The sequence below is a fragment of the Shewanella sp. HL-SH2 genome (genome assembly GCF_051164935.1).
Lineage (GTDB): Bacteria > Pseudomonadota > Gammaproteobacteria > Enterobacterales > Shewanellaceae > Shewanella > Shewanella glacialimarina.
The window spans coordinates 2327071-2352924 of record NZ_CP195035.1; the positions used below are offsets into that span (position 1 = coordinate 2327071).

Genomic DNA, 25854 nt, shown 5'->3' on the forward strand with positions numbered 1-25854 from the left:
TTTCAATTGGAGTATTGGCCAGCTTGAAATTTTTTTAAATCAAAATATTTTATCCATTTCGGTGAAGAATTTTTATGGACACGGATTTATTAAAGACCTTTCTTGAAGTTTCAAAGACACGGCATTTCGGTAAAGCGGCTGAAAATCTTTTTTTAACTCGAAGTGCGGTCAGTTTTAGGGTTAAGCAATTAGAAACCTTGCTTGGGGTGGAGTTATTCGACCGTGTTCGCAATAATATTCACCCAACCCCAGCAGGAGAAAGAATGCTGGGCCATGCTGAAGCCGTGCTAATGGCGTGGGAAAGGGCGAAACAAGATGTTAGTTTGCACCAAGATAACTTGTTACAACTAACCTTGGGTACAGGGCATAATATTTGGGATACTTATTTACAATACTTCTTCCAGCCTTTACATCAAGGATTACCCGGAGTATCACTTCGCACGGAGGTGATTACTCCTCAAGCTATGACTCGACAACTGATTGAGCGAAGTATCGACATCGCGATTAGTTTTGATACCCCAAAATTAGAAGAGGTAGACATAGTTAAGTTAATGGATGTGAGTTTGTGTTTAGTTTGCCATCAAGCGGGGATGACATTAAGTAATATAGACACGATAAATTATATTAAAGTAGATTGGGGGACAGCGTTTAATATTGCCCATGCACAGACTTTTACAATGCTACCGGTTCCGGCTCTTCATACCAGCTCGGCAAGAATGGCGCTCGACTTTTTGCTTAACAATGGCGGCAGTGCATTTTTACCGTACTCATTTATTGAGCCGTATTTAGCATCAAAGCAAGTTTTTTTAGTTGAGCAAGCCACTACGATTGAACGCAGCGTATATGGTGCTTTTTGGACTGGAAATGAACGAAGAGAGCAAATTGAAAAGGCGCTAAAGCTGTTACAAGCTAAAGGGCCTGTAGCGCCAACTTAACCAAGGCAGAAATAAGCAAGTTAAATTCAATGTAACTTGTGCTTCCTGCCTTTTTTAAGGCTGGAATGATTACCAAATTAATGGGCCAATAATAACGGCCCAGCATATCCCACAAAATAGTAAACTGAGAAAAACAGCTGCTGAAGCGATATCTTTGGCTTGACCGCTTAAAGGATGCATTTCACCGCCAAAACGGTCAACTACCGCTTCAATAGCTGAGTTGAGTAACTCTACAATTAGCACTAAAAAAACGCCTAATATTAGCATTAAGCGTTCTAATGTGCTGACATCTATGAGCAATGCTACAGGGAGCAGAATTGCTGCTAATGCGAGCTCTTGCCTAAATGCTGCCTCATCCCTAAATGCTGCTTTAAATCCCTGTATGGAAAAGCCTGTTGCTCTAATAACGCGTTTAAATCCATGATTATTTTTAGGTTTCATTCAAGCCTACGTTTTATGTACTACACTAAATTCTTTACTGATTATGCCATTCTTCTTTATATTTGTTAATCAAGTATTCAATGTTGGTTAACTTTTGTAACCAGTTTGGTCATGCAAAGGACTGCTCATGAATAAATTTTTGATTTGTATAACCGCTATCAATAACCAGCAAGTAAATCTAAAACACACTGCCACAAACTACAATTTACTCGGTTATTATCTGATTATGATTAGTGTGTTAATCATGCATTTTGTTTCTAGTGATGCTCAAGCTGAGGAAGTAATACCTAAACCGCAAATACAATTAGCTAAGTCATTAACGGGGAATATCCACATTGAGGATTACCTTGTTAGTGAAAAATTAGATGGTGTAAGAGGGTATTGGGATGGGAAACAGCTACTGACTAAAAGTGGCAGGTTAATTAATCCTCCTGCTTGGTTTATTAAGGATTTTCCTAATACCGTATTGGAGGGCGAGTTATGGATCGGTCGTGGACAATTTGAAGCTATATCTGGTCTGGTGAGGCAGGCTGAATCAGATGCTGCCTGGCATAAAGTAAAGTTGATGTTATTTGATTTGCCTTTGTCAGAATTAACTTTTGAGCATCGATATCAGCAATTACAAGTCATTGCTGCTAAATCTGAATATTTAGAAGCAATAGAACAGGAAACTATATCTTCCGAACATGAATTATATCAGCGTTTAAAGCGTGTTGTTGCTCAAGGGGCTGAAGGTTTAATGTTACATCGAAAACAAGCTACTTACGTTACAGGTCGTACAGATAACATATTAAAATTAAAACTTAAAAGTGATGCTGACGCTATAGTCATTGGGCATACTGATGGCAAAGGCAAGTATACCGGCGTGATGGGCGCATTAACGGTGAAAATGCCAAATGGAATTGTGTTTGATATTGGTACTGGTTTTAGCGACCTTCAACGTCAAAAACCACCTTCCATAGGCACATTGATAAGTTATCATCATATTGGCTTTACTAAAAATGGGGTGCCAAGATTTGCAAGCTTTTGGCGGGTAAGAGATGATGAACCTAAAGAACCGTAAGTTTCTGTGGTTTTAATTATTATTAGTATCAGTATTGGAAAGGTAACCTAATGGTGATCACAGAAGTAAAGTCAGTGTTATTTGTCTGCATGGGCAATATATGTCGCTCGCCAACCGCAGAGGCTGTTTTTAGACAGAAAGCTAAGCAATGTCAACTAGATGTAAAAATAGATTCAGCAGGTACGATAGCCTATCACCAAGGTAACTCACCTGATCCCCGCAGTGTGAAAGCCGGTAAGGCTCGTGGGATAGATTTTAGTGGTATTCGCGCACGGCAGGTTACTGAGCAAGACTTTGCTGATTTTGACCTTATTCTTGCTGCTGATGCCACTAATATGAAAGATCTTGTGACACGCTGTCCAAAGCAATATCAACATAAATTATCGATGATACTTGCGTTTGGCGACACAGGTGTCAAAGACCTTAAAAATATCAAAGATGTACCTGATCCCTATTATGGCGGTGACAATGGATTTGAGCTGGTGATAGATTTACTTGAAAATAGCTTGAGTGCTTTGGCTAAGCTTATTGCAAAAAAATAAACAACACAGTCGGCCATACGTTTTTATTAGCTAATACAATCGATAATTATTGGATTAGCTAATAAAAAAAGCATGAAATTCATGCTTTTTGATTTAACTAATTTTAATAGGGTGGTGAATAATAATTACCCTTGGTGACGTTTACCAGATTGTTTAAGTTTACTCAGTTCTAGTTTTTTCAATCGGTCAGCTTCTTTTTGAGCAATAATACGTTCAACTTCCACTTTTTCTATTTCGATCATTGCTGGCGTTTCTAAACTCAGTAGGCCAATTTTCCCTGAACGGAATTCGTGTAATAACAGTTCTGATGCTTTATGTAAGTCGATACGTCCACCAGGACGTAATGCACCGCGTTTACGGCCAATCTCTTCCAATAACTCAAAATCAGAGTTTGGTAGATTATCAATTTTATAACGCTCGCAAATTAGTTCTGGGTAGGCTTTTAATAAATACTCTGCTGCAAACATTGCCACATCTTCGTATTCCATAGCGGTATCTTTAATCGCACCTGTTACCGCTAATCGATAACTACTTGCTTCATTGTCCACTTTCGGCCATAAAATCCCTGGAGTATCAGATAATACAATACCGTTGCGTAAGTTAATGCGTTGTTGTTTTTTAGTCACCGCGGGTTCATTACCTGTTTTTGCAATAACCCGTCCAGCTAACGTATTAATAATAGTAGACTTACCCACGTTAGGAATACCCATAATCATGGTACGAATATCTTTTTCAATAATATCCCGATGTGGGACTAATTTACGGCATAAATCGGGGATCATTCTGACCATAGCGGGCTGCAGCGTGGTAATAGCTGATGCTTTTACACCTTGCTCGCGTTCCAAGTATTCAATCCATTGCTCGGTCACTTTGGGGTCGGCTAAATCTGATTTGTTCAGCAGTTTAATACAGGGCTTCCCACCACGTAACTGAGTCACCATGGGGTTTTCACTACTATAAGGAATGCGGGCATCTAGCACTTCAATCACCAAATCGACTTGAGGCATAACCTCTTCAATCTCTTTGCGTGCTTTGTGCATGTGTCCTGGATACCACTGAATTGCCATGATGTTGCCTTTTACTACTGAGTAACAATGCCAATATTGTACCTTGAACCCAAATGAAAAGCATAAAAAAAGCGCCTTAAGGCGCTTTGTGGAAGCTTAATGGTTTAAATTACGCCTAATTCACGCAACCTTTCCATTAAATAACTGTCAGCGGTGTGCCGCTCAGACAGCACCACTTCCGGATTAGGATGAAGAAACAAAGGCAGTGAAATACGTGACTTAGTTTTGTCAGCTCCTTGTGGGTTTATTACTCGGTGTGATGTGGATGGAAAATATCCCCCTGAGGCCTCTTGTAACATATCGCCAATATTGATGATGATATTACCAAAGTCGCTGGGTACATCCACCCATTCGCCTTGCTTATTCTTAACCTGTAAACCGGGTTCATTTGCAGCCGGTAAAACGGTAATAAGGTTGATATCCTCATGTGCTGCAGCGCGAATGGCACCTAATTCTTCATCACCTTGCATTGGCGGGTAATGTAGAATACGTAGTAGTGTTTTTTGGCTATTGCTGATCATTTCTGATAGCTGTATCGAATATTTTTCAGCAACATCTGCTGGTGAATATTGTTCTATCCATCCAAGTAACTCGGCTGCAAAATGATTAGCTTGTTGGTAATATTCTAAAATATTATCGCGCAATGAATCGGGTATACGGCCCCAAGGATAGACGTGAAAATATTCTTTGATATCTTTTACGCTATTTCCTTTTGCAGTTTCAGATACTGAAGCAGGAAAAAAGCCATCTTGGGTTTCAGGTTTAAATAAATACGCTTGTTTCTCTTCGCTATTGAAAAATGCGTACCACTCTTGATAAATTGTTTCGACTAAAGATTGTTTGATTGGGTGGTTTGATAACACCCCAAATCCAGTTTCATGCAATGATTTTACAAAGCGCTCGGCACTGTCAGGTGCACGATAATCAATCGTTTCTAGTTTCATATTAGTTTCTTATTTGTTTTTGACCCGTGGTAATGGTAACGCTTGTCATAGAATGCTGCAATTTTTTGCGGTTGTTCACGGTCTTTTATGTTGAACGATTAGCGGTTAACTAACGTAGAATGATTCAGTTGGTTGGACCAATGATTAAAGTGGAGATAATGAATGCAAGTATTAACTGAATTTGAAAAGTTTGTCATTGAGCAAAAAGGCACTGAAAGGCCTTTTTCAGGTGAATATGTTAATCACGATGCCGAAGGTCTATATTGTTGTAAAAAATGTTTAGCGCCATTATATAGAAGTGAACATAAGTTTAATGCACATTGTGGTTGGCCAGCTTTTGACGATGAAATTGCTGGTGCAGTCGATCGCACAATGGATGCAGATGGGCAAAGAGTAGAGATAACCTGTCATCAATGTGGCGGGCACTTAGGCCATGTTTTTGAGGGGGAGCGATTAACCGATAAAAATACTCGTCATTGTGTTAACTCTGTTTCCATGGTGTTTAAATTAACCTCAACTTTAGATGATGAGTCGAGCAATGCTTCAGTGCCTGTGTTAGAGCAAGCTACTTTTGGTGCGGGTTGTTTTTGGTGTATCGAAGCGATATTTTTGGCGCTTAAGGGGGTTGAGAGTGTGCAATCTGGTTATGCTGGTGGAGAGGAGAGACACGCAAATTATGATGCGGTTTGTTCTGGTAAAACCGGTCATGCTGAAGTGGTGCATATCAGCTTTAATCCTACAATTATCAGTTTTGAAGAGTTATTAGAGATATTGTTTAAAAGCCATAATCCGACAACATTAAATCAGCAGGGCAATGATAAAGGTCCGCAATATCGTTCGGTTATTTTTGCGCACACAGCCGCTCAAGTAGACAGTGCTAATAAGATGATTGATGCTTTACAGCAAGCGCAAATTTGGCCTGGTCCTATTGTGACGGAAGTAGCTGCTTTTGATGTATTTTATCCAGCAGAAAACTATCACAATGATTATTTTGCTAAACATGGTGAACAACCTTATTGTCAAATGGTGGTAAAGCCTAAATTTGATAAGTTTAAGTCGCTGTTTGCGGATAAATTGAAATCAGCAATCTAAGTCACTGTTAGCGAGCGCCATGTATATTTAGTTCGTATTTTGTATATAAAAAGGGCGACAATATTAATTATTGTCGCCCTTTTTAGTGATCTTTTATGGATATGCCACAAAAGATTTCAGTTTGAATTTATGAATCTAACTTGTCATCAGCGACTTTATAATGCGGATCTTCAATTAAATTAACTTCAACTAAATCACCAGCTTTATGCAATAAAGCCACACAGTCTTGGCTTAAATGACGAAGATGTAAACGTTTGCCTGCATTAACATAACGTTCCGCCAAGGTATCTATTGCATCCAACGCGGAGTGGTCTGCAACCCGTGAGTTTTGGAAATCAACAATTACATCCTGCGTATCATTTTGCGCATCAAACAGTTCAAGAAAATGCGCCACTGAACCAAAAAATAATGGGCCGTTTAAACGATAAACTTTCCAACCATTTTCATCTTCACTGACATCAACATTGATGTGTTTGGCATGTTCCCAAGCAAACACTAACGCCGATACAATAACACCGACAAATACCGCAAACGCTAAATCAGTAAATACGGTAACCGTTGTAACGAGTACGATAACGAAAGCATCATGTTTAGGTACTTTACGCATTACCTTAAAGCTTGCCCATTCAAATGTGCCCAGTACAACAATGAACATCACCCCGACTAAAGCTGCTAATGGGATAATTTCAATGAATGCCGAACCAAATAGAATAAATGCCAACAGAGCAAGCGCGGCAGTAATACCAGATAAACGCCCACGACCGCCTGAATTAATGTTGATCATTGACTGACCAATCATGGCACAGCCACCCATAGCACCGAAGAAACCACTGGTAATGTTACCCACACCTTGACCAACACATTCTTTATTACCACGACCACGGGTATTGGTCATTTCATCGATAACGGTTAATGTCAGTAATGATTCAATTAATCCCACCGCAGCCAAAATACAGGCATAGGGTAAAATAATGTAAAAGGTATCAAAATTGAATGGCACGCTAGGAATTGCGAAACTAGGTAAAGAGCCTGCAATAGTGGCAGCATCGTTGCCACTCATGGTTTTCAAGAAGTCTAACACATTACGAGTATCCATCTCTAAACCAACAACAATTGCTGTTACGGTTAAGATGGCCACTAATGAAGACGGTATTGCTGTGGTTAATTTGGGTAAAAAGTGGATAATGGCCATGGTGAGTAAAATTAAGCCAACCATAATCATCATAGGTTCTTGTGCCATCCAAACCATGTTACCTGCCGCATCTTTAACTTTAAATTGTCCAAGTTGCGCGAGGAAGATAACAATAGCTAGCCCATTTACAAACCCTATCATGACAGGATAGGGTACTATGCGGATGAACTTTCCCAGTTTAAAGACACCCGCTGAAATTTGGATAATACCCGCAAGTACTACAGCTGCAAATAAATACTGTACCCCGTGTTCCACAACTAATGACACCATCACAACAGCCATAGCTCCCGTTGCACCAGAGATCATTCCTGGACGGCCACCGATAACAGCTGTTATTAAGCCCATGATGAATGCCGCATATAACCCGACCATTGGCTCAACATGTGCAACAAATGCAAACGCTACAGCTTCAGGGATCAGCGCAAGCGCAACGGTTAAGCCTGATAGAATATCTGCCTTACTGCTGGCAGTTTTATGACGAATGATATCGAACATTTAGCCTCTATTAAGTTTATTTTAATGATGATTAAGGTCGTAATCTTAACAAAAATCGTACCACTTCTAAACCAATAATCTGACATGAAGAACAATTAATGAAGTTGATATGATTTGAACAGCGAGGAATTAAGCTTATATCAAAATTAATTTAAAAAAAAGCCATGCTTTAGCATGGCTTTAACTTATTAAACGACTTTGTTATGACTGTGGTTTGGTCATCTCAGCAGTTGCGCTATTTGCAAAATTTGATTTTGCTGCAGCTGGCTTGTCTGTTTCAGCGTAGCTTTTACCTTGAGGTACAGCTTGCTGCTCACGAACTTCAACCGTAGGCTTAGTTGTAGTTGAACTTACCATTGAACCAAAACGACTATTGCTGGCAGGTTTTGGTGCCACAACAACTTCAGCTTTGGTTTGCTCAGCTTTCGGCTCTACAGCTTTCTCAACCACTTTACGCACTATTGGGGCCGGCTTTGCCATAGGCGCGTTAACTGCGGCTTTGGTTGGCTTTGCTTCCGTTGATTTTGACTGCACGTCTTTTACGGGTGTAATAACTTCAGCTTCTTTAGTGACTTCAGCTTTTACCGCAGGTTCAGAAACTGGTAACGCCTCAGTTGTTACAGATACTGATTTTTCAGCAGCAACAGGAACAACTTTAGTTTCAGCTTCGACTTTAGCTTCAACGTCAACTTTACTTTCAACGATAGGAGCTGTTTGTACTGCTTCAACCCTTGTTGATTCAGCAAATGCTTCTACTTTCACCTCAGTAACCTCAGCAACTGATGTGTTAGCAGCTTTACTCTCTAACACTGGTTCAGCCTTTGCAGTAGGTTGATTAACGTCGGCTGCGGTAGCAGCTTGAGTTTGTGCGAGCTCTTCGGTTAACTGTCTATCAAGTTCATCAACAGGGGTGAACACTGGCGTGGTATCAGAAGAAGCACCTTCGTCATCATCACGGCGGCGGCGTTGACCTGCTGCACGAAGATGACGTGGACTGCGGCGGCTGCGACGCTGACCTTCACGTTTATCATCATCAGACTCATCAGTTTCAGACACTGTTTCGGTTACGTTAACCGTTTCATCTGCTGGTATAGTTGCAGTTGTTGCTGCAGTTGTAGTTGGTACCGTTGGAGCAACAGCTTCTACAGTTGCTGCAACACTAGTGTCTACTTTTAACTCAGCTGTTTCTTCCGTCGCTGCGGTTGTAGTTTGTTCAACTGTCGCTGATTTATCGGCTGATTGGTTATCAGCAGGTTTTTCTTTACGAGGCTGACGCTTACGCACAGGCTTACTATCTTTAGCTGAATTGTTAACTTCAGAATTAGCTTCAGCATTAACGTTAGCTACCAACTCATTTGTCTCAACATTATTAACATCACTTCGCACATCTTTAGCTAAATCCGTTGGTGCGGATTCATTAGGCGTAGTGGTTAACAGTGTTTGGTCATTAGTTTGCTCATTCTCAATGCGTACTTTTCTGCGCATATTACGGCGCTGACGACGTTCACGTGCAGCTTCCTGTTTAGGTGTTTTTTCAGCCGCAACAGTTTTGGTCGGTTTATCGTCACTGACTACCGGTTTGCTAACAGGTTCGGGTTTGTTAGCTGTTTTAGTGTCATCTTTGTCACGACTAGGCTTATTACGGCCACGAGTATTCTTGTTATCAGTTGTTGTCGAATCTTTATCGTTACGTTTGCGACGAGTATCGTTACGGCTGTCGTTGCGACTTTCATTACGATTATCACCGCTATCATTACGGCGGCTGCGACGAGGGTTAGTTTTATCTTGTGTTACCGCAGGCTTAACTACAGGCTTTTCTTTTGTTTCAGTTTCATCACTGCTAAAGAAAGCACTAATTGCAGATGTAATGCGGCTGAATAAACCAGGTGTAGCAGCAACTACAGGCTTAACTGGAGCAGCTTTAGGTTCTTCAACGGTTTTTTGCGGTGCAGCAAAACCTTTTAAAGCTGGCTCTGGTGCTAAGGTACGTTCTAATTTACGTGGCTCGTACAATTCTGATTTAGGTGCTTCAACGCGCTTAAAGCTTGATTCGGTGATTTCATCATCATTTTTACGGCGGATCACTCGATATTCAGGTGTTTGCATGTGCGCATCAGGAATAACATACACTTCTACACCATGACGTTCTTCGGTAATGCGAATGGCTTTACGTTTTTCGTTAAGTAAAAACGCTGCAACATCAACCGGAACAATGGCTTCGATTTGAGTGGTATGCTCTTTAATGGCTTCTTCTTCCATTAAGCGTAAAATCGATAATGCTAAAGATTCTGTACTACGGATAGTACCTTGGCCATGACAGCGAGGACATAAATGTGCAGCAGACTCTTCTAAAGAAGGGCGCAAGCGCTGACGCGACATTTCCATCAGACCAAAACGTGAAATACGACCTAATTGCACTCGTGCGCGGTCATGATGCACTGCATCACGCATGCGATTTTCCACTTCACGTTGATGACGAACAGGCGTCATATCAATAAAGTCGATAACCACTAATCCACCCAAATCACGTAAACGTAATTGACGGGCAATTTCGTCTGCCGCTTCAAGGTTAGTATTTAATGCCGTTTCTTCGATATCACCGCCTTTAGTGGCGCGGGCAGAGTTAATATCGATAGAGGTTAATGCTTCTGTTGGGTCAATAACAATTGAACCGCCAGAGGGTAAACGAACTTCACGCTGGAAAGCTGACTCAATTTGAGATTCGATTTGGAAATGGGTAAATAAAGGTACTTCAGAATCGTACATTTTGACGCGTTCAAGGAAGTCTGGACGAACTAAGCCAATATGTAATTTAGCTTCTTCATAAATACGTGGATGATCGATGAGAATTTCACCAACATCACGACGTAAATAGTCACGAATTGCGCGAACAATAACATTACTTTCTTGATGAATTAAGAAAGGAGCACCTTTTGTTTTAGACGCTTCTTGAATAGCATCCCAGTGATGCTGTAAGACTTTTAAGTCCCATTTTAATTCAGTTGATTCTTTGCCTACACCCGCAGTACGAACAATTAAACCCATGCCATGTGGCACTTCAAGTTCAGACATCGCTTCTTTTAATTCAGTACGCTCATCACCTTCAATGCGACGAGATATGCCACCCGCGCGCGGATTGTTTGGCATTAATACTAAATAAGACCCCGCAAGACTGATAAAGGTGGTTAAGGCAGCGCCTTTGTTGCCACGTTCTTCTTTATCGATTTGAACGATAACTTCTTGACCTTCCTGCACCACTTCTTTGATGTTAGGACGACCTTGAAAAGAGTAACCTTTAGGGAAGTATTCGCGGGCAATTTCTTTTAACGGAAGAAAACCATGACGATCAGCGCCATAGTCAACAAATGCAGCTTCTAAAGAGGGTTCTACGCGGGTGATTTTACCTTTGTAAATATTTGATTTTTTTTGTTCATGGCCTGGGCTTTCAATGTCCAGATCATACAATTGTTGCCCATCTACTAGGGCGACACGCAACTCTTCAGATTGAGTTGCATTAATTAACATACGTTTCATGATGACGTGATTCTTCTATAAAGGTCATCAAACAACAATTATTTGCATTACGGGCCTGCGAATAGTTTAGCAGCCTCACGGCTTGTTACAGGCTATATAGGCGCGCAGTACGACTGTTAAACGCATTCTCTGCGTGTCGCGGCCTAATTTATGGCTTATTTTCTAGTGTTTACAAAAACAAGGAATCCGTTGCATTAACAACCAACCCCATAAATATCAGTTTCTTCCAGTAATGCCTAATCGAATCGGTTGTTTGATAACAAGCTAAAATATTGTTCGAATTTGGCGGTTGAAATCAGGCAGTTTTTACATTTTTTTAAACTAAACTTACGGTTTAATTATAAACACATAATAATGACGTGTTTTAAAAACTTATAATTTGCAAATCAATGATTTGCTACCGATAAAGCTCATGTGTAAATTGCACTGAATTTCATTAATTGAATAGGTTGTGAACAGTTTATCCACGGTTTGTCCTCATTCAATGCGCAAATATAGCAATATTAGCTAAGTTCGGCAATCAAAAGCCTATAATCTTTTAAGTGATAATTGTTTCAGTTACCTATTATGGGGTGTTGTGCAATGGACTGCTGTGTTACTGATGCAATTTTCTTATTTCCTTTTTCTTTGAAGGCAGCCACTTGTTATTCATTTAAACGTCATTCATGCGTACGTTAGTGGTTTGTAAAACAGCATTTATATAAGAGAGTATGATTGTCCTGTGCTTGTGATAGCCAAGTTTTATTGAAATAAGCTACAATAGCGACGTTCTCACAAATTGGCGCATCATGAATACTGAAACTACCCCCCAAGTTCACTTCGTCACCATAGACGAAGATAATGTTGAACAACGAATTGATAATTTTCTATTAACTAAGCTTAAAGGCGTTCCTAAAAGCATGATTTATCGAATCGTGCGAAAAGGCGAGGTGAGAGTTAATAAAAAGCGAATTAAACCTGAATATAAACTTCAAATAGATGATGTTGTACGTATTCCGCCGGTCAGAGTGGCAGAAAAAGATAATCGTACAGCACCGTCACCTAATCTATCTAGAGTCTCTCAATTAGAAGAGCGAATTATTCATGAAGATAAGTTTCTTATCGTATTGAATAAACCCGCTGGGATTGCTGTACATGGAGGCAGTGGGGTAGATTATGGCGTGATTGAAGGTTTGCGCTCGCTACGACCTCAACAAAAGTTTTTAGAACTGGTGCATCGTTTAGATAAAGATACCTCAGGCGTCTTATTGGTGGCTAAAAAACGCAGCGCGTTAAAACACCTACATGAGCAGCTACGCAGCAAAACAATGCAAAAAGATTATTTGGCATTAGTACGTGGCGATTGGCAGGCTAAAGACAAGGTCATAAAAGCTCCTTTACTAAAAATTACCTTAAAATCGGGTGAACGCATAGTTAGGGTGAATCCGGAAGGAAAAGAATGCGAAACGCGTTACCGGATTATGCAACGCTTTGACGGCGCAACGTTAGTAAAAGCAAGCCCAGTGACAGGGCGAACTCATCAGATCCGAGTTCACTGTCAATTTGCTGGTCATGCTATTGCTTGCGATGATAAGTATAGCGAGCAAAAGTTTGACGACAGTATGCGTGCAATTGGCTTAAATCGTTTGTTCTTACATGCTGCAGAATTGAAGTTCACCCATCCTGAAACCGATACCACAATGCAAGTCAGTGCGCCGTTGGATGATGTGTTGTTACAAACACTAGAAAAACTCAAAAAGATTTAATATTAGTTGTGATGACTGAAAAAGTGAATGATATGACATTGCAGAATAAATTTGACTTAGTGATTTTTGATTGGGATGGCACCTTAATGGATTCCATCGGGGCCATTGTGAGCAGCATGCAAGCTGCGGCTCATGATCTTAGTATAGAGGTACCAAGTGAACGTGCTATTCGTGACTTGATAGGCCTTTCATTACCCAAAATACTCAATATTTTATTCACTGATTTAGTTCATCTGCATGAAGATATTGTTAGTCGTTATAGACACCATTTCTTATCAGCTAATACAGTTAGCCCATTATTCGAGGGTAGTGAACTTTTATTAAACCAGCTTTTTACCCATGGTTACACATTAGCTATTGCTACAGGTAAAGGCCGCCCGGGCTTGGACAGGGTATTAGCGCTCAGTGGTATGGGGCATTATTTTGCTGCTAGTCGTTGTGCTGACGAAATGAAAAGTAAACCTGATCCTATGATGATTGATTCTCTGCTTGCACATTTTAATGTGCCCGCCCATCGAGCTGTGATGATTGGGGATTCGGTTCATGATTTGCATATGGCCAATAATGCTGGCGTTGCAGCTATTGGGGTGAGTTACGGTGCTAATTTGGTTGAACAACTGCAAGCTGCTAACCCGTTAGCCATTGTCGATAATGTCGCTGAATTAGTCTATTACCTTTGATCTAATGTGTTACTCATTAGATTAAAGGTAAATAAATCTGCTCTAGTGGGTGAAGTTGCTATGCCAATACATCAATACCTTGCAATGCTAATAAATCAATAAGCTTTATGAGTGGTAAGCCAATAAGTGTATTGGGATCGTCGCCTTCAAGCTTGTCAAACAGCGCAATGCCTAATCCCTCACTTTTAAAGCTACCCGCGCAATACAGCGGCTGTTCAGTCTTAACGTAAAAGCCAATTTGTGCCTCTGTTAGCTGTCTGAAGTGAACTGTAAATTTTTCTATACAACTGTGCATTACTTTGGTCTCAGTGCTATAAACTGCTAGACCAGTATAAAAGGTAATGGCTTGGCCTGAAGCTTTTGTGAGCTGTTTAATCGCATTTTCAACCGTGTAGGGTTTACCCACTATGTCACCATTTATAAGTGCCACTTGATCAGAGCCAATAACGATATTGTTATGGTTATTGTGTTGTGATGATGTGTCCGCAGCGATTAATGCACTACCCGCCAATGCTTTTTGCTGTGCTAGACGCTCAACCAACTGTATTGCTGTTTCATCTATTAGTGGTGATTCATCAATATTGGGGTTAATAGTAGTAAATGGATAATTTAATTTACATAATAGTTGCTGACGGTAAACGGATGTCGAGGCTAAAATTAACTTTATAGGCATGATTTCTTATCTAATCAGTCTTTGATAGCACAAAGTTTACCATTAATCGTTAATATGCGGTAAATATCGCTGCAAATGCTTGTGTATGCAGGGACTGTTCGGTAAAATTTGCCATCATTCAAATTTAATGTTGGTAGTGATAGAGAGCTTGAATATATCTTAGGGTAGATTTTAGTGCATTTTGCAGAAATTTTCTTTGACTCTAACGTTTTCAAACTATAATATGCGCGCCTTATGCAAACAGTAAAGATACCGGTTTCAATTGATCCTTTTCGCGCCGCTAGTAGCAGTCTTCGTTATGATGGCATAGTTCCTAGTAAGCAGAATAAGCGATTAAATGAGTTATGTGCCGGCGACTGTTCCGACGTAGTTGTGTCGTTGGAATGTGGTGTCGACTTACAGGGGATAGTCTACCTTCGCGGGAAGGCTGTGACGGAGCTCACTCTGCTATGTCAACGTTGCATGACACAATATACTACTGAGGTTACGGTCGAGTTTTGTTTCAGTCCTTGTAAGAATGAAACAGAAATCGATGAGCTCCCGGATGCGTATGACCCAATTGAGTGTAATGATATTGGTGAAGTACGTCTGCATCAATTGATTGAAGATGAATTGATAGTCGCTATGCCGATTATCCCAGTGCATGAAGATACTGATTGCAGTTTGGGATCGAAAGATATAGTTGTAGGCGAGATCGACCCCGCTCATGAGGAGCGTCCAAATCCGTTTGCAGTGTTACAAAAACTGAAGAGCAAGTAATCGTAGGAGACAAGTCAAATGGCTGTACAACAGAATAAAAAATCTCGTTCAAAGCGCGGAATGCGCCGTTCACATGATTCATTGAGCACTGCTCAATTATCTGTAGACGCAACTAGCGGTGAATTACATCTACGTCACAATGTGACTGCCGATGGTTTTTACCGCGGTGTAAAGGTTATCAACAAGTAATTTGTTGACGACTTAATGACGAATCTGACGCTCGCGTTAGATGCGATGGGCGGCGATCATGGTCCCCACGTCACAGTGCCTGCAGCCTTGCAGGCACTGAAATCTAATTCCTCTATTCATATTATCCTTATCGGCAACCAAGCTGAAATCGAACCATTTCTTTCATCAGTTGACCCCACTATTTTATCTCGAATTGAACGAATTCATACTACAGAAGTAGTGGCTATGGATGATCGGCCTGTACATGCTTTACGTACTCGTAAAAATAGCTCAATGCGCGTTGCCCTAGAACAAGTCAGGGATGGAAAAGCTGAAGCTTGTATTAGTGCCGGCAATACTGGCGCGTTAATGGCAATGGCAAAAGTGCTATTGAAAACGCTACCAGGTATCGACCGACCAGCTTTAGTTTCATGTTTACCGACAGTGACGGGCAAGCCTGTTTATTTGTTAGACTTAGGTGCTAATGTCGCATGTGATTCAGAAACCTTATTTCAGTTTGCTGTTATGGGGTCAGTCTTGTGCGAAGCGGTACATAAAAAATCTCGGCCTAAAGTCGCTTTATTAAATGTCGGCATTGAAGAGATTAAAGGTAACGATCAAGTACAACAAGCTGGACGTCTTCTGCAACACACAGATCAACTCAATTATGTTGGTTTCGTCGAAGGTGATGAAATCTACACTGGTAATTTAGATGTAATAGTGTGCGACGGTTTTGTCGGCAATATTACTTTAAAAACCTCAGAAGGTATTGCCAAGCTTTTAGTTCACCAGTTAAAACGTGGTTTAAATAGCGGCATATTTGTTCGTTTATTGTCCAAACTCATCGCGCCACGCATACAAGCTGTACTCAGTAAGATGAACCCCGACCACTATAACGGTGCAAGTCTGATAGGATTGCGCGGAATAGTAGTAAAGAGTCATGGAAACGCTGATGAAGCTGCCTATCTACAAGCCATTAATTTAGCAGCAACTGAAGCGAAACGTCGTCTTCCTGAAATGATCAATGATCGTTTGGAGTCGATTCTTTTAGACATCAATAGCTGATCACATCATATGCATACAAAAATTCTCGGAACAGGCAGTTATCTGCCTGTGCAAGTGCGCAGTAATCAAGATTTAGAAAAAATGGTCGACACCAGTGATCAATGGATTATGGATCGAACAGGTATTTCAGAACGGCGCATAGCAGCCACTGATGAATCAGTGTCGACTATGGGGTATCAAGCTGCACTTAAAGCGCTTGAGATGGCGGGTATAGAAGCAACTGATCTTGACATGATTGTGTGTGGTACCACGAGTGCCCCTAATGCTTTTCCTGCGGCAGCTTGTGAAATACAAGCCATGTTAGGTGTTAAACAAATCCCTGCTTTTGATATTGCTGCCGCGTGTTCAGGCTTTGTTTACGCATTATCTGTAGCAGACCAATTTGTCAAAACCGGCGCGGCTAAAAAGGTGTTAGTTATTGGCGCAGATGTATTATCGCGCATGTGTGGACCTGATGATCGTTCAACGGTCATTTTATTCGGTGATGGTGCCGGTGCTGTCGTGATTGGTGCCAGTGATACTCCAGGTATTATTAATACCCATATATATGCAGATGGCAGCCAGGGGGATTTATTAAAATGCTCATTCCCTCCAAGGGCGAATGAATCCTCAGAAGCGGTCGGTTATATGACCATGAAGGGCAACGATGTATTTAAAGTAGCCGTCACTCAACTGTCAAATGTTGTCACAGAAACCTTGCGGATTAATAATATCGACAAATCCGAAATTGATTGGTTAGTCCCACATCAAGCTAATTTTAGAATTATTAATGCGACCGCTAAAAAATTGAATATGAGTTTAGATAAAGTGGTCTTAACTTTAGCAAGGCATGGTAACACTTCAGCTGCATCTGTACCGATTGCACTAGATGAAGCGGTACGAGATGGTCGAATCCAACGTGGTCAATTATTACTTTTAGAAGCCTTCGGGGCAGGATTTGCTTGGGGCAGTGCGTTAGTTCGCTTCTAATTTCTTTAATTTAATACAGGTAATTAACAATGGAAAATGTGGCTTTTGTATTTCCCGGTCAAGGCTCACAAGCTGTCGGTATGTTAGCTGACTTAGCCCAAGAGCATGATGTGGTTGCACAAACATTTGCCGAGGCTTCACAGGTACTTGGCTATGATTTATGGGCACTTGTAAAAGACGGACCAGTAGAATCATTAAATGAAACCGATAAAACCCAGCCAGCATTACTTACAGCAAGCGTGGCTATTTGGCGTGCTTATCAAGCTAGCGGTAAAGCCATGCCAGCTTATCTTGCCGGTCACAGTTTAGGTGAATATTCAGCTCTTGTGTGTGCAGGTGTAATGCAATTTACAGACGCGGTTAAGTTAGTTGAACTTCGTGGTCAATTAATGCAACAAGCCGTTCCCGCAGGAACCGGTGCTATGTTCGCCATTATTGGTTTAGACGATGCTGCAATTGCAACCGCATGTGAAGCCTCTGCACAAGGCGATGTTGTTAGTCCTGTTAACTACAACAGCCCAGGACAGGTCGTTATAGCCGGAGAGAAAAACGCTGTTGAACGTGCCGCTGCTGCGTGTAAAGCGGCTGGCGCTAAAATGGCTGTAGCATTGCCAGTAAGCGTGCCATCTCATTGTGCCCTGATGAAGCCTGCTGCTGATAAACTAGCTCAGGCCTTAGCTGATATTTCATTTTCAACCCCGATAATTAATGTCATTAATAACGTTGATGTGGCTATGCCTACACTCAGCGAAGAAATAAAAGATGCTTTAGTACGCCAGTTGTATTGCCCGGTTCGTTGGAGCGATACCGTGAATTATATGGCTGAAAAAGGTGTCACTGAATTAGTTGAAATGGGACCGGGTAAAGTATTAACTGGTTTGACAAAAAGAATTAATAAATCTGTTTCAGCCCAAGCAGTCAATGATGTTGCATCATTTGCTGCATTAACTGAGTAAGGAATAATAATGAGTATTAGCTTTAATTTAGAAGGTAAAGTGGCACTTGTCACTGGTGCTAGTCGTGGTATTGGACGTGCAATTGCAGAAACATTGGTACAAGCTGGCGCGGTTGTCATTGGTACAGCAACCAGTGAGAAAGGCGCTGCAGCGATTCAAGAGTATCTTGGCGACAAAGGTTTAGGTCTTGTGCTTAATGTCACAGATAGCGAATCTGTTGCACAATTATATAGCCAAATTAAAGAAAAAGCTGGCGATGTTGATATTCTCGTGAATAATGCAGGTATTACACGTGATAATTTATTAATGAGAATGAAAGACGACGAGTGGCAAGATATCATTGACACTAATTTAACTTCATTATTTAAATTGTCTAAGCCTGTGATGCGATCTATGATGAAAAAGCGTTTTGGGCGTATCATCAGTATCGGATCTGTTGTTGGTACTATGGGTAATGCTGGCCAAGTCAATTACTCTGCCGCTAAAGCCGGTTTAATAGGATTTACTAAATCTCTTGCAAGGGAGGTTGCATCTCGTCAAATAACAGTTAATGCTGTTTCACCTGGATTTATTCAGACTGATATGACAGATGAGCTGACACCAGAGCAGCAACAGGCTATTATGTCGCAAGTTCCGATGGAACGTTTAGGGCAAGCGCAAGAAATTGCCAATGCAGTATTGTTTTTGGCCTCAGATTCAGCCGCTTACATCACAGGTGAAACACTGCATGTGAATGGCGGAATGTACATGGTTTAAGGACGATTGGTAGGAAACTACCTTCATTTGAGTCAGAGTTAGAAGCAGGGTATATTTATTTTTTGTGGTTAGACCACAAAATCTAAGCTTGCAATGTTATCTAAATCGAATAAACTACTCGCAATCTTACGCAAGTGCGTAATTTGAATAGGAAAGAGAACTAATGAGCAACATCGAAGAACGTGTAAAGAAAATCATTATTGAGCAACTAGGTGTTAAAGAAGAAGACGTTAAATCTGCTGCTTCTTTCGTGGACGATTTAGGTGCCGATTCTCTGGACACAGTTGAATTGGTTATGGCTCTAGAAGAAGAGTTTGATACCGAGATCCCTGATGAAGAAGCTGAAAAGATCACTACTGTTCAAGCAGCGATCGATTACGTTTCTAAGAATCAGTAATCCAAAATTCACAGAGAAAGGCGGCATTTATTGTCGTCTTTTTTTGTTTCTGGCACTCTAAGAAAAAGTAAGCAGTCTTAGCTATTCATTTAAAACGCCTGTTCTAGTAGGTTAACCTCTCTTTATATTTCTCCTTCCGGTTAATCGCCGTTGCTAGATTCATTGGCATTGTACATTCAGAATAAAAGGTGAAAATCATGTCTAAACGTCGTGTTGTTATTACAGGTCTAGGATTAGTGACTCCAGTGGGTAATGATGTCGAATCATCCTGGAAAGCGTTACTTGCTGGTCAAAGTGGTATCGAGCCTATTACTAAATTTGATGCTACAGAATTCAGTACTCGCTTTAGTGGTTCTGTTAAAAACTTTGATGTTGAACAATATTTAACTAAGAAAGATGCCCGTAAAATGGATTTATTTATCCAATACGGCATGGCTGCAGGTATTCAAGCCATGAAAGACTCTGGCTTAGACATGAGCCTAGAGCGACCAGATCGTGTTGGCACCGCAATAGGTTCTGGTATGGGCGGAATGCATTTAATAGAGCAAAATCATAGCGCTTTACTCAAAGGTGGCCCCCGTAAAGTTTCACCCTTTTATGTGCCTAGTACTATTATTAATATGATTTCAGGCCATTTATCAATTATGTATGGCATGACAGGTCCTAATTTTGCCGTCACCACTGCTTGTACAACAGGTGTTCATAATATTGGTTTTGCAGCGCGCACTATTGCTTATGGTGATGCTGATGTGATGGTTGCAGGCGGAGCTGAAGATGTTACTAGCCCGTTAGCTGTTGCCGGTTTTGGTTCTGCTAAAGCGCTATCCACTCGTAATGATGACTATCAAGCCGCCAGTCGCCCATGGGATAAGGACCGTGATGGTTTTGTTATAGGTGATGGTGCCGGTGTGTTAGTAATGGAAGAGTATGAACACGCCAAGGCTCGTGGTGCAAAAATTTACGGCGAACTTGTCGGCTTTGGCATGAGCGGAGATGCATTTCACATGACATCTCCTCCAGCAGATGGTGCGGGTGCCGCTGCGGCAATGGTTAATGCGATTGCTGATGCTGGCATTACTAAAGAGTCGATTGGCTATATTAATGCTCACGGGACTTCGACACCTGCAGGCGATAAAGCCGAAGCTGCGGCGGTTAAGTCGGTATTTGGTGCACATGCCTATAACTTGTTAGTCAGTTCCACTAAATCAATGACGGGTCATTTATTAGGGGCTGCTGGCTCTGTTGAAGCCATTATTACCTTGCTGGCTTTACAAGATCAACATATCCCACCAACAATCAATCTTGATAATCCTGATGAAGGTTGTGATTTAGATTTTGTTGCTCATACCTCACGTAAACATCAATTTGACTACGCTTTATGTAACTCATTTGGATTTGGTGGCACCAACGCGTCATTGTTATTTAAGAAAATCTAATTCACTTGCGAATGGTATTTATATAAAGGGAAGATGATGTCTTCCCTTTTTTGTATGATAAATCTTAATATGGCTAATTAACCATTCCTTTGCCTAGTTTATTTAGCGTAAACTGACAAAATACATTTTAGAGGATTAAATATATGGCCGGTATAGACAGACAGCTGACATTACGTTTTTTAGCTGAGCCTGCAGATGTGAATTTTGGCGGCAAAGTTCATGGCGGTGCGGTAATGAAGTGGATCGATTTAGCCGCTTACGCATCAGCTGCAGGTTGGAGCGGAAAGTATTGTATTACTGTATACGCCGGTGGTATTCGTTTTGTTAAACCTATTCATGTGGGTAACATAGTCGAAGTGACTGGTAAAATTATCTACACTGGAACAACATCTATGCATGTGGCGATTGATGTTAAAGCGGGTGACCCAAAATATTCAGAACGTCATTTAACAACCCATTGCATTGTGATTATGGTTGCGGTTGATGATGCTGGTAAACCGACAGATGTACCTGAGTGGATCCCCAAGACCGAGGATGACATTCGTTTACGCGATTCAGCATTACGGTTAATGGACATGCGTAAACGCATTGGTGCTGAGATGGAAGCCCACGTAAAACCAATCGTTGAGTAAATATTAATTACATATCGGAGAAGTTATGGCTAAGGTTGCATTTTTAGGTTTAGGTGTGATGGGGTTTCCCATGGCAGGTCATTTAGTGAGCCAGGGGCATGAGGTGACTGTGTACAATCGTACACAGGCTAAATCAGATTTATGGACCCAAACTTACCAAGGTAAATCGGCTCCGACACCTAAAGCTGCTTCAATGGGTCAGGACATTGTCTTTACCTGTGTCGGTAATGACGATGATTTACGTCAGGTTGTTTTAGGTGAGCAGGGTGCTATTCATGGTATGCATGCTGGCACTATTTTAGTTGACCACACGACAGCATCCGCTGACGTTGCCCGTGAAATTTTTGCAGTGTTAGCTGCCAAAGACATTGCCTTCTTAGATGCACCTATTTCAGGCGGTCAAGCAGGGGCCGAAAAAGGCATGCTTACTGTCATGATGGGTGGCGAACAGGCTACTTTTGATGCCGTTAAACCTGTTATTGCTGCTTATAGTCGCTGTGCTGAGTTATTAGGGCCGGTTGGTTCAGGACAACTAACTAAAATGGTCAATCAAATTTGTATCGCAGGTGTGGTTCAAGGTTTGGCAGAAGGATTACACTTTGCCAAAAGTGCTGGTCTTGATGGTTTGAAGGTGATTGAAGTTATTAGCCAGGGAGCCGCACAAAGCTGGCAAATGGAGAATCGCTATAAAACCATGTGGCAAGGCGAGTATAACTTTGGGTTTGCTATTGACTGGATGCGTAAAGATTTAGGTATAGCACTTGATGAAGCTCGACGTAATGGATCGACTTTGCCTGTAACTGCACTGGTTGATCAATTCTACGCTGACGTTCAAGCAATGAAAGGTAATCGCTGGGACACTTCAAGTTTGTTAGCACGTCTAGAGAAGAATCGTTAAGCATCTATTTCATATACAAATAAAAAGGACTGCTATGATGCAGTCCTTTTTTAAAATATAGGTGTCTACTAGATATCAGTTGGCTCTACTACAATATGTTCTAATTCCACTGCCGCGACAGTATTTAAGGCATCCATAGCCGCGCCAACAAGGCTTATCATGCCTTTAGATGACTCAATTAATATCGCACGTTTAATCTCGCTATAGTCTCGATTGTGTCTTATCAAGTTTGATAGTGCCATCTGCATTGGCTGCATAGAGGGATTAAACGCCGCATTTTCAGCATATCGTCCACAAAAAGTAGCGCCGTCATGGGTTTCTAACACAACTGCAGCATGACAATGAGTATAAGGGGCATAACTTAACCCTACTTGATCTAACGCTTCGATAATGACAGGGTCATTTGACTCTAAAGCAAACTCAATATGGCTTTTTGACAGTAATGGGCGGGTCACATTTAAGTCTTTAGGCCCAAATGCATACGGTAAGTAATGGCTCAATGGCGCAGTTGCTTGACCCGGTAAGTGAATATTGATTTTACTGCCATCAACAAGTTCGTTGATGAATTGACGGCAATGACCACAAGGGCTGAAATTAACAACTATGTCCATTATATGTGTTTCGCCACACAGCCATGCATGGCTTATAGCACTTTGCTCAGCATGAACAGTGTGAAACAGTGCTTCTCCAGGTAACTCAAGGTTGGCTCCCATATAAATATCACCACTGCTGCCTTTTACAATTGCGCCAACATAAAACTGGCTAAGGCTTGGACTTGCTAGTGCTGCTGCTATGGGTAACAAAGCCATTAAAAGATCTTGTTCATTTAATTGGCTTGTGGTCATTAAATTTGATAATTGAATGGCATTAATATGACCACCGAAATCATCACTTAATAATGGCACTAAAGCTGTTGCAAGTGGCTTTGGCAGTTGATTGATACCATCTATAAATCGATTTTGCATTTTCCCTTATCCTTAAAATAAAAAACGTCATATTTGGGCTTAAGCTTATGACTAAAATGAATAAACTAAAGTGATTGTAAGTATTGATACAGGGCTTTTAATAGCTTTTGTTTGTGTTCATTGTCGCTGGTTTCTTCAACTAAGTTTTCGAGACGCATCACATAATCGGCATTCATTAACTGCTCTTGGCAGTATTCACGCCACTTAAGGCTTTCTAGGTGGCTTAATGTATGTGGGTAATTACGAGCTCGATAACGAAATAGCATGGTATTAATACGAGGGTCATCAAACTGTAATTCCAATGCGGCTAAATTCTGCGGTTGAGTATGGCTTACTATGTCTATTTTGGTTTTATCAGCATGACTGAAAAAACCGCCACTGTAGAGCATTAGGTCAGGGTTAGTTATCGCTGGCCTATCTGATTCTATTTCAAATACAGCATTTAATTTCTCACGAATATCGCTTGATTGTTTTAGGCGTTTATATTGCTCTCGGGCGAAGGCTTTATCCACATTTAACCGCAGTGCTACATCATCATCTAATAACTTAGCAGAGCCAATAAACGGACATTTATTAATGTGAATTTGCTTAATAGGGATAGGCAGTTCACCTGGTGCTAAATCTGCACGTGAAGTATACATTCTAGCTTGAATTTCTTCAGCCGTTAATGTCAATAAAGGTGAGATATCCATGGATAAATTGATACAAATAACGGCATTTTTATTGGTTGGATGAAAAGTCACTGGGGCAATTAATGTGGTACAGCCATTGAGTGCGCTAATTTTAGAACTCACATGCACCAAAGGCTGCATTTTTAAAACATCAATTTGATCACTTACAGCCTGTTTACGGCGTAACTTAAAATAATAGTCATATAATTTAGGCTGCTGTTGTTTTATTAGCTTAGCCATAGCAATAGTTGCGTATACATCAGACATGGCATCATGGGCTTTTTCATGGCTTAAGCCATTGGCAACAGTTAATTGCTCTAATTTGAAGCTAGGAGAGCCATCTTCCTTTGTTGGCCAACTAATGCCATCAGGACGAAACGCATAACAGGCTCGAACGAGATCAATTAAGTCCCAGCGCGAATTCCCCTGCTGCCATTCCCGTGCGTATGGGTCGATAAAGTTACGATAAAAACCATAACGGCTGACTTCGTCATCAAAGCGTAAGGAATTGTAGCCGACAACACAGGTATTAGGTTGGCTGAATAATTCATTAATACGCTTCATGAACTCAGCTTCAGGCATACCCTTACCATTAGCCAGTTGTGGCGTTATTCCGGTGATTAATATCGCTTCTGGCGAAGGTAAATAATCGGGCGCAAGCTGGCAATAAAAGGTTTCTGGCTCGCCGATAATATTTAATTCAAGATCCGTGCGGATCCCGGCAAACTGGCAAGGGCGGTCTTTGGCTGGATTTGCCCCGAATGTTTCATAATCGTGCCAAAATAAAGTGGGTTGTATTGCATCAGCCATAATGAAGTTTCTTGCTAAATGATTTTATTATCTTAGCATTAATTCTGGTTAGGTTAAGTGCTTGTTGATTTATCAATTGAATGATTGCTAGTTTAATATGCAGATAATACGATGTCAGCCGATAACATTCGCAAATCATAATGTAAAAAGGATTTTTTTGAATGCACCAGCATATTTTTAGTCATCCCAATGTGATTCAAATAGACCATCCAACTCTGATTACGGTTCGTTTATTGGACAATATTGATGATTTACTGGTTTTGGCTTCTTTAACTAACCCATTATTCGAAATGATAGTGAGCCAAGTAGCAGGTGTTGAGGCTACGTTAATTGTTCGCCAGCAAGCATTTGTGAATATTGACTATCAACCAACGCATTGTATTGCTGAACAATATGATGTCAATCGCCTGATTGGCCAAGGTGTTAGGCTCTACTCTAGAATGGCCGTAGCCCCTAGGGTATGTATTGAACAGTTGAAAGCAGGTATTGAGATCATCATTCAAGCTGACGGTAAGATGTTTTTTAGTACTGTTGAGCAGGGTAAGTTTGAATTAATCTCACTAGAGCATGACTTACGATTATTATGCGAGCCACAAGTGTTGGTTGTTGCTAAAACTATTTTAGGGCAAAAACCTAAGCACAGTGAATCTACGGCAGCACTTGCTCTACACATTAGTGAATTGGAGCAGGTTAGGCGTGATATTGCAGGTTATATGCGTGGTGAATCCGGAAAAATTCACCCAGGTGTGTCGACTGAACTGTTAAAACTAGATCATTTATTGCAAAATAAACGTCAATGGCTTTTACGTACTTATCATCAGTCTTTAGAGCGTCCTAGTTTATCTAGGGCTGCAAATGAAGCTTCATTAGATATCGAAAAGCTACAGCAAAAACTAGAATGCTATAACATACTGGCTCCTTTTGATGTCACTGAATTAGTTAATCAACTATCAGATGATGAAAACTAAC

Annotated in this window: 25 protein-coding genes; 17 read left to right on the top strand and 8 right to left on the bottom strand. The window is 40.9% G+C overall.

Annotated features, from left to right (window positions below; all coding sequences use genetic code 11):
• The first annotated feature begins 74 nt into the window (after nt 1-74).
• A complete protein-coding gene (locus ACRWP9_RS10095; RefSeq protein ID WP_434925910.1) occupies nt 75-935 on the top strand; it encodes a LysR family transcriptional regulator in 861 nt (286 codons plus the stop codon).
• Between the two features lie 69 nt (nt 936-1004).
• Here ACRWP9_RS10095 and ACRWP9_RS10100 read toward each other — a convergent pair whose 3' ends face one another.
• The gene (locus tag ACRWP9_RS10100) at nt 1005-1376 is read right to left on the bottom strand and encodes a diacylglycerol kinase (RefSeq protein ID WP_434925911.1); all 372 of its coding nucleotides are present in this window, start codon (nt 1374-1376) and stop codon (nt 1005-1007) included.
• Nucleotides 1377-1503: 127 nt separating this feature from the next.
• Between ACRWP9_RS10100 and ACRWP9_RS10105 the strand changes: the two genes are divergently transcribed.
• Together ACRWP9_RS10105 and ACRWP9_RS10110 are read left to right on the top strand one after the other, a co-directional pair.
• Nucleotides 1504-2439, top strand: coding sequence for a DNA ligase (locus tag ACRWP9_RS10105; RefSeq protein ID WP_434925912.1), 936 nt, complete (start codon nt 1504-1506; stop codon nt 2437-2439).
• 50 nt (nt 2440-2489) lie between these two features.
• Nucleotides 2490-2981, top strand: a complete 492-nt coding sequence (locus tag ACRWP9_RS10110; RefSeq protein WP_434925913.1) for a low molecular weight protein-tyrosine-phosphatase — start codon at nt 2490-2492, stop codon at nt 2979-2981.
• 125 nt (nt 2982-3106) lie between these two features.
• On the opposite strand, the gene ylqF is transcribed toward ACRWP9_RS10110, so the two are convergent.
• Nucleotides 3107-4048 carry a ribosome biogenesis GTPase YlqF gene (ylqF, locus tag ACRWP9_RS10115; RefSeq protein WP_434925914.1) on the bottom strand — a complete coding sequence of 314 codons (942 nt, stop codon included), beginning with the start codon at nt 4046-4048 and terminating at the stop codon, nt 3107-3109.
• A 104-nt stretch (nt 4049-4152) separates the two neighbouring features.
• Nucleotides 4153-4992, bottom strand: a complete 840-nt coding sequence (locus ACRWP9_RS10120; protein WP_226410191.1) for an isopenicillin N synthase family dioxygenase — start codon at nt 4990-4992, stop codon at nt 4153-4155.
• A 162-nt stretch (nt 4993-5154) separates the two neighbouring features.
• On the opposite strand from ACRWP9_RS10120, the gene ACRWP9_RS10125 reads away from it, so the two are divergent.
• Nucleotides 5155-6084: a bifunctional methionine sulfoxide reductase B/A protein gene (locus ACRWP9_RS10125; RefSeq protein ID WP_434925915.1), complete on the top strand. Its 930-nt coding sequence runs from the start codon at nt 5155-5157 to the stop codon at nt 6082-6084.
• A 127-nt stretch (nt 6085-6211) separates the two neighbouring features.
• Here the strand turns inward: ACRWP9_RS10125 and ACRWP9_RS10130 are convergent, their stop codons facing one another.
• Together ACRWP9_RS10130 and rne are read right to left on the bottom strand one after the other, a co-directional pair.
• Entirely contained in the window at nt 6212-7771 is a 1560-nt protein-coding gene (locus ACRWP9_RS10130) for a SulP family inorganic anion transporter (RefSeq protein ID WP_434925916.1), read from the bottom strand.
• A 201-nt stretch (nt 7772-7972) separates the two neighbouring features.
• Nucleotides 7973-11305 carry a ribonuclease E gene (gene rne, locus ACRWP9_RS10135; protein ID WP_434925917.1) on the bottom strand — a complete coding sequence of 1111 codons (3333 nt, stop codon included), beginning with the start codon at nt 11303-11305 and terminating at the stop codon, nt 7973-7975.
• A 788-nt stretch (nt 11306-12093) separates the two neighbouring features.
• Here rne and rluC point away from each other — a divergent pair.
• Together rluC and ACRWP9_RS10145 are read left to right on the top strand one after the other, a co-directional pair.
• Nucleotides 12094-13050: a 23S rRNA pseudouridine(955/2504/2580) synthase RluC gene (gene rluC, locus ACRWP9_RS10140; protein ID WP_434925918.1), complete on the top strand. Its 957-nt coding sequence runs from the start codon at nt 12094-12096 to the stop codon at nt 13048-13050.
• A 32-nt stretch (nt 13051-13082) separates the two neighbouring features.
• On the top strand, nt 13083-13730 hold the full coding sequence (locus tag ACRWP9_RS10145; protein ID WP_434925919.1) for an HAD-IA family hydrolase: 648 nt from the start codon (nt 13083-13085) through the stop codon (nt 13728-13730).
• Nucleotides 13731-13788: 58 nt separating this feature from the next.
• Here the strand turns inward: ACRWP9_RS10145 and ACRWP9_RS10150 are convergent, their stop codons facing one another.
• Nucleotides 13789-14403, bottom strand: coding sequence for a Maf family protein (locus ACRWP9_RS10150; protein ID WP_434925920.1), 615 nt, complete (start codon nt 14401-14403; stop codon nt 13789-13791).
• A 234-nt stretch (nt 14404-14637) separates the two neighbouring features.
• Here ACRWP9_RS10150 and yceD point away from each other — a divergent pair, with 234 nt between their 5' ends.
• The 10 genes from yceD to ACRWP9_RS10200 all read left to right on the top strand — a co-directional run bounded on the left by yceD (nt 14638) and on the right by ACRWP9_RS10200 (nt 22439).
• Entirely contained in the window at nt 14638-15162 is a 525-nt protein-coding gene (gene yceD, locus ACRWP9_RS10155; protein WP_434925921.1) for a 23S rRNA accumulation protein YceD, read from the top strand.
• Between the two features lie 18 nt (nt 15163-15180).
• On the top strand, nt 15181-15351 hold the full coding sequence (gene rpmF, locus ACRWP9_RS10160; RefSeq protein ID WP_226410183.1) for a 50S ribosomal protein L32: 171 nt from the start codon (nt 15181-15183) through the stop codon (nt 15349-15351).
• A 15-nt stretch (nt 15352-15366) separates the two neighbouring features.
• Nucleotides 15367-16395, top strand: a complete 1029-nt coding sequence (plsX, locus tag ACRWP9_RS10165) for a phosphate acyltransferase PlsX (RefSeq protein ID WP_434925922.1) — start codon at nt 15367-15369, stop codon at nt 16393-16395.
• Between the two features lie 9 nt (nt 16396-16404).
• The gene (locus ACRWP9_RS10170; protein ID WP_434925923.1) at nt 16405-17364 is read left to right on the top strand and encodes a beta-ketoacyl-ACP synthase III; all 960 of its coding nucleotides are present in this window, start codon (nt 16405-16407) and stop codon (nt 17362-17364) included.
• 29 nt (nt 17365-17393) lie between these two features.
• A complete protein-coding gene (gene fabD / locus ACRWP9_RS10175) occupies nt 17394-18320 on the top strand; it encodes an ACP S-malonyltransferase (protein ID WP_434925924.1) in 927 nt (308 codons plus the stop codon).
• 9 nt (nt 18321-18329) lie between these two features.
• Entirely contained in the window at nt 18330-19076 is a 747-nt protein-coding gene (gene fabG / locus ACRWP9_RS10180; protein ID WP_235085327.1) for a 3-oxoacyl-ACP reductase FabG, read from the top strand.
• A 163-nt stretch (nt 19077-19239) separates the two neighbouring features.
• The gene (acpP, locus tag ACRWP9_RS10185; protein WP_011496723.1) at nt 19240-19473 is read left to right on the top strand and encodes an acyl carrier protein; all 234 of its coding nucleotides are present in this window, start codon (nt 19240-19242) and stop codon (nt 19471-19473) included.
• A gap of 197 nt (nt 19474-19670) precedes the next feature.
• Complete coding sequence (gene fabF, locus ACRWP9_RS10190) at nt 19671-20909, top strand: beta-ketoacyl-ACP synthase II (RefSeq protein WP_434925925.1); 1239 nt, start codon at nt 19671-19673, stop codon at nt 20907-20909.
• A 143-nt stretch (nt 20910-21052) separates the two neighbouring features.
• Nucleotides 21053-21541, top strand: coding sequence for an acyl-CoA thioesterase (locus ACRWP9_RS10195; RefSeq protein WP_226410177.1), 489 nt, complete (start codon nt 21053-21055; stop codon nt 21539-21541).
• Between the two features lie 25 nt (nt 21542-21566).
• On the top strand, nt 21567-22439 hold the full coding sequence (locus ACRWP9_RS10200; RefSeq protein WP_434925926.1) for an NAD(P)-dependent oxidoreductase: 873 nt from the start codon (nt 21567-21569) through the stop codon (nt 22437-22439).
• A 68-nt stretch (nt 22440-22507) separates the two neighbouring features.
• Here ACRWP9_RS10200 and cdd read toward each other — a convergent pair whose 3' ends face one another.
• On the bottom strand, nt 22508-23404 hold the full coding sequence (cdd, locus tag ACRWP9_RS10205) for a cytidine deaminase (RefSeq protein ID WP_434925927.1): 897 nt from the start codon (nt 23402-23404) through the stop codon (nt 22508-22510).
• A 65-nt stretch (nt 23405-23469) separates the two neighbouring features.
• Nucleotides 23470-24885, bottom strand: a complete 1416-nt coding sequence (gene sbcB / locus ACRWP9_RS10210; RefSeq protein ID WP_434925928.1) for an exodeoxyribonuclease I — start codon at nt 24883-24885, stop codon at nt 23470-23472.
• Between the two features lie 161 nt (nt 24886-25046).
• On the opposite strand from sbcB, the gene ACRWP9_RS10215 reads away from it, so the two are divergent.
• Nucleotides 25047-25853 (top strand): hypothetical protein, encoded by an 807-nt coding sequence (locus ACRWP9_RS10215; RefSeq protein ID WP_434925929.1) that lies wholly within the window; start codon nt 25047-25049, stop codon nt 25851-25853.
• Nucleotide 25854 lies beyond the last annotated feature (1 nt).

Bases quoted from the DNA above. Each gene is read 5' to 3' on its own strand.
- ACRWP9_RS10125 (WP_434925915.1), top strand. From the start codon at position 5,155: ATGCAAGTATTAACTGAATTTGAAAAGTTTGTCATTGAGCAAAAAGGC.
- ACRWP9_RS10095 (WP_434925910.1), top strand. From the start codon at position 75: ATGGACACGGATTTATTAAAGACCTTTCTTGAAGTTTCAAAGACACGG.
- ACRWP9_RS10100 (WP_434925911.1), bottom strand. From the start codon at position 1,376: ATGAAACCTAAAAATAATCATGGATTTAAACGCGTTATTAGAGCAACA.
- ACRWP9_RS10105 (WP_434925912.1), top strand. From the start codon at position 1,504: ATGAATAAATTTTTGATTTGTATAACCGCTATCAATAACCAGCAAGTA.
- ACRWP9_RS10150 (WP_434925920.1), bottom strand. From the start codon at position 14,403: ATGCCTATAAAGTTAATTTTAGCCTCGACATCCGTTTACCGTCAGCAA.
- ACRWP9_RS10130 (WP_434925916.1), bottom strand. From the start codon at position 7,771: ATGTTCGATATCATTCGTCATAAAACTGCCAGCAGTAAGGCAGATATT.
- ACRWP9_RS10195 (WP_226410177.1), top strand. From the start codon at position 21,053: ATGGCCGGTATAGACAGACAGCTGACATTACGTTTTTTAGCTGAGCCT.
- fabG (WP_235085327.1), top strand. From the start codon at position 18,330: ATGAGTATTAGCTTTAATTTAGAAGGTAAAGTGGCACTTGTCACTGGT.
- cdd (WP_434925927.1), bottom strand. From the start codon at position 23,404: ATGCAAAATCGATTTATAGATGGTATCAATCAACTGCCAAAGCCACTT.
- ACRWP9_RS10200 (WP_434925926.1), top strand. From the start codon at position 21,567: ATGGCTAAGGTTGCATTTTTAGGTTTAGGTGTGATGGGGTTTCCCATG.
- ACRWP9_RS10170 (WP_434925923.1), top strand. From the start codon at position 16,405: ATGCATACAAAAATTCTCGGAACAGGCAGTTATCTGCCTGTGCAAGTG.
- rne (WP_434925917.1), bottom strand. From the start codon at position 11,305: ATGAAACGTATGTTAATTAATGCAACTCAATCTGAAGAGTTGCGTGTC.
- rluC (WP_434925918.1), top strand. From the start codon at position 12,094: ATGAATACTGAAACTACCCCCCAAGTTCACTTCGTCACCATAGACGAA.
- ACRWP9_RS10215 (WP_434925929.1), top strand. From the start codon at position 25,047: ATGCACCAGCATATTTTTAGTCATCCCAATGTGATTCAAATAGACCAT.
- fabD (WP_434925924.1), top strand. From the start codon at position 17,394: ATGGAAAATGTGGCTTTTGTATTTCCCGGTCAAGGCTCACAAGCTGTC.
- ACRWP9_RS10120 (WP_226410191.1), bottom strand. From the start codon at position 4,992: ATGAAACTAGAAACGATTGATTATCGTGCACCTGACAGTGCCGAGCGC.
- fabF (WP_434925925.1), top strand. From the start codon at position 19,671: ATGTCTAAACGTCGTGTTGTTATTACAGGTCTAGGATTAGTGACTCCA.
- ACRWP9_RS10145 (WP_434925919.1), top strand. From the start codon at position 13,083: ATGACATTGCAGAATAAATTTGACTTAGTGATTTTTGATTGGGATGGC.
- plsX (WP_434925922.1), top strand. From the start codon at position 15,367: ATGACGAATCTGACGCTCGCGTTAGATGCGATGGGCGGCGATCATGGT.
- acpP (WP_011496723.1), top strand. From the start codon at position 19,240: ATGAGCAACATCGAAGAACGTGTAAAGAAAATCATTATTGAGCAACTA.
- ACRWP9_RS10110 (WP_434925913.1), top strand. From the start codon at position 2,490: ATGGTGATCACAGAAGTAAAGTCAGTGTTATTTGTCTGCATGGGCAAT.
- sbcB (WP_434925928.1), bottom strand. From the start codon at position 24,885: ATGGCTGATGCAATACAACCCACTTTATTTTGGCACGATTATGAAACA.
- ylqF (WP_434925914.1), bottom strand. From the start codon at position 4,048: ATGGCAATTCAGTGGTATCCAGGACACATGCACAAAGCACGCAAAGAG.
- rpmF (WP_226410183.1), top strand. From the start codon at position 15,181: ATGGCTGTACAACAGAATAAAAAATCTCGTTCAAAGCGCGGAATGCGC.
- yceD (WP_434925921.1), top strand. From the start codon at position 14,638: ATGCAAACAGTAAAGATACCGGTTTCAATTGATCCTTTTCGCGCCGCT.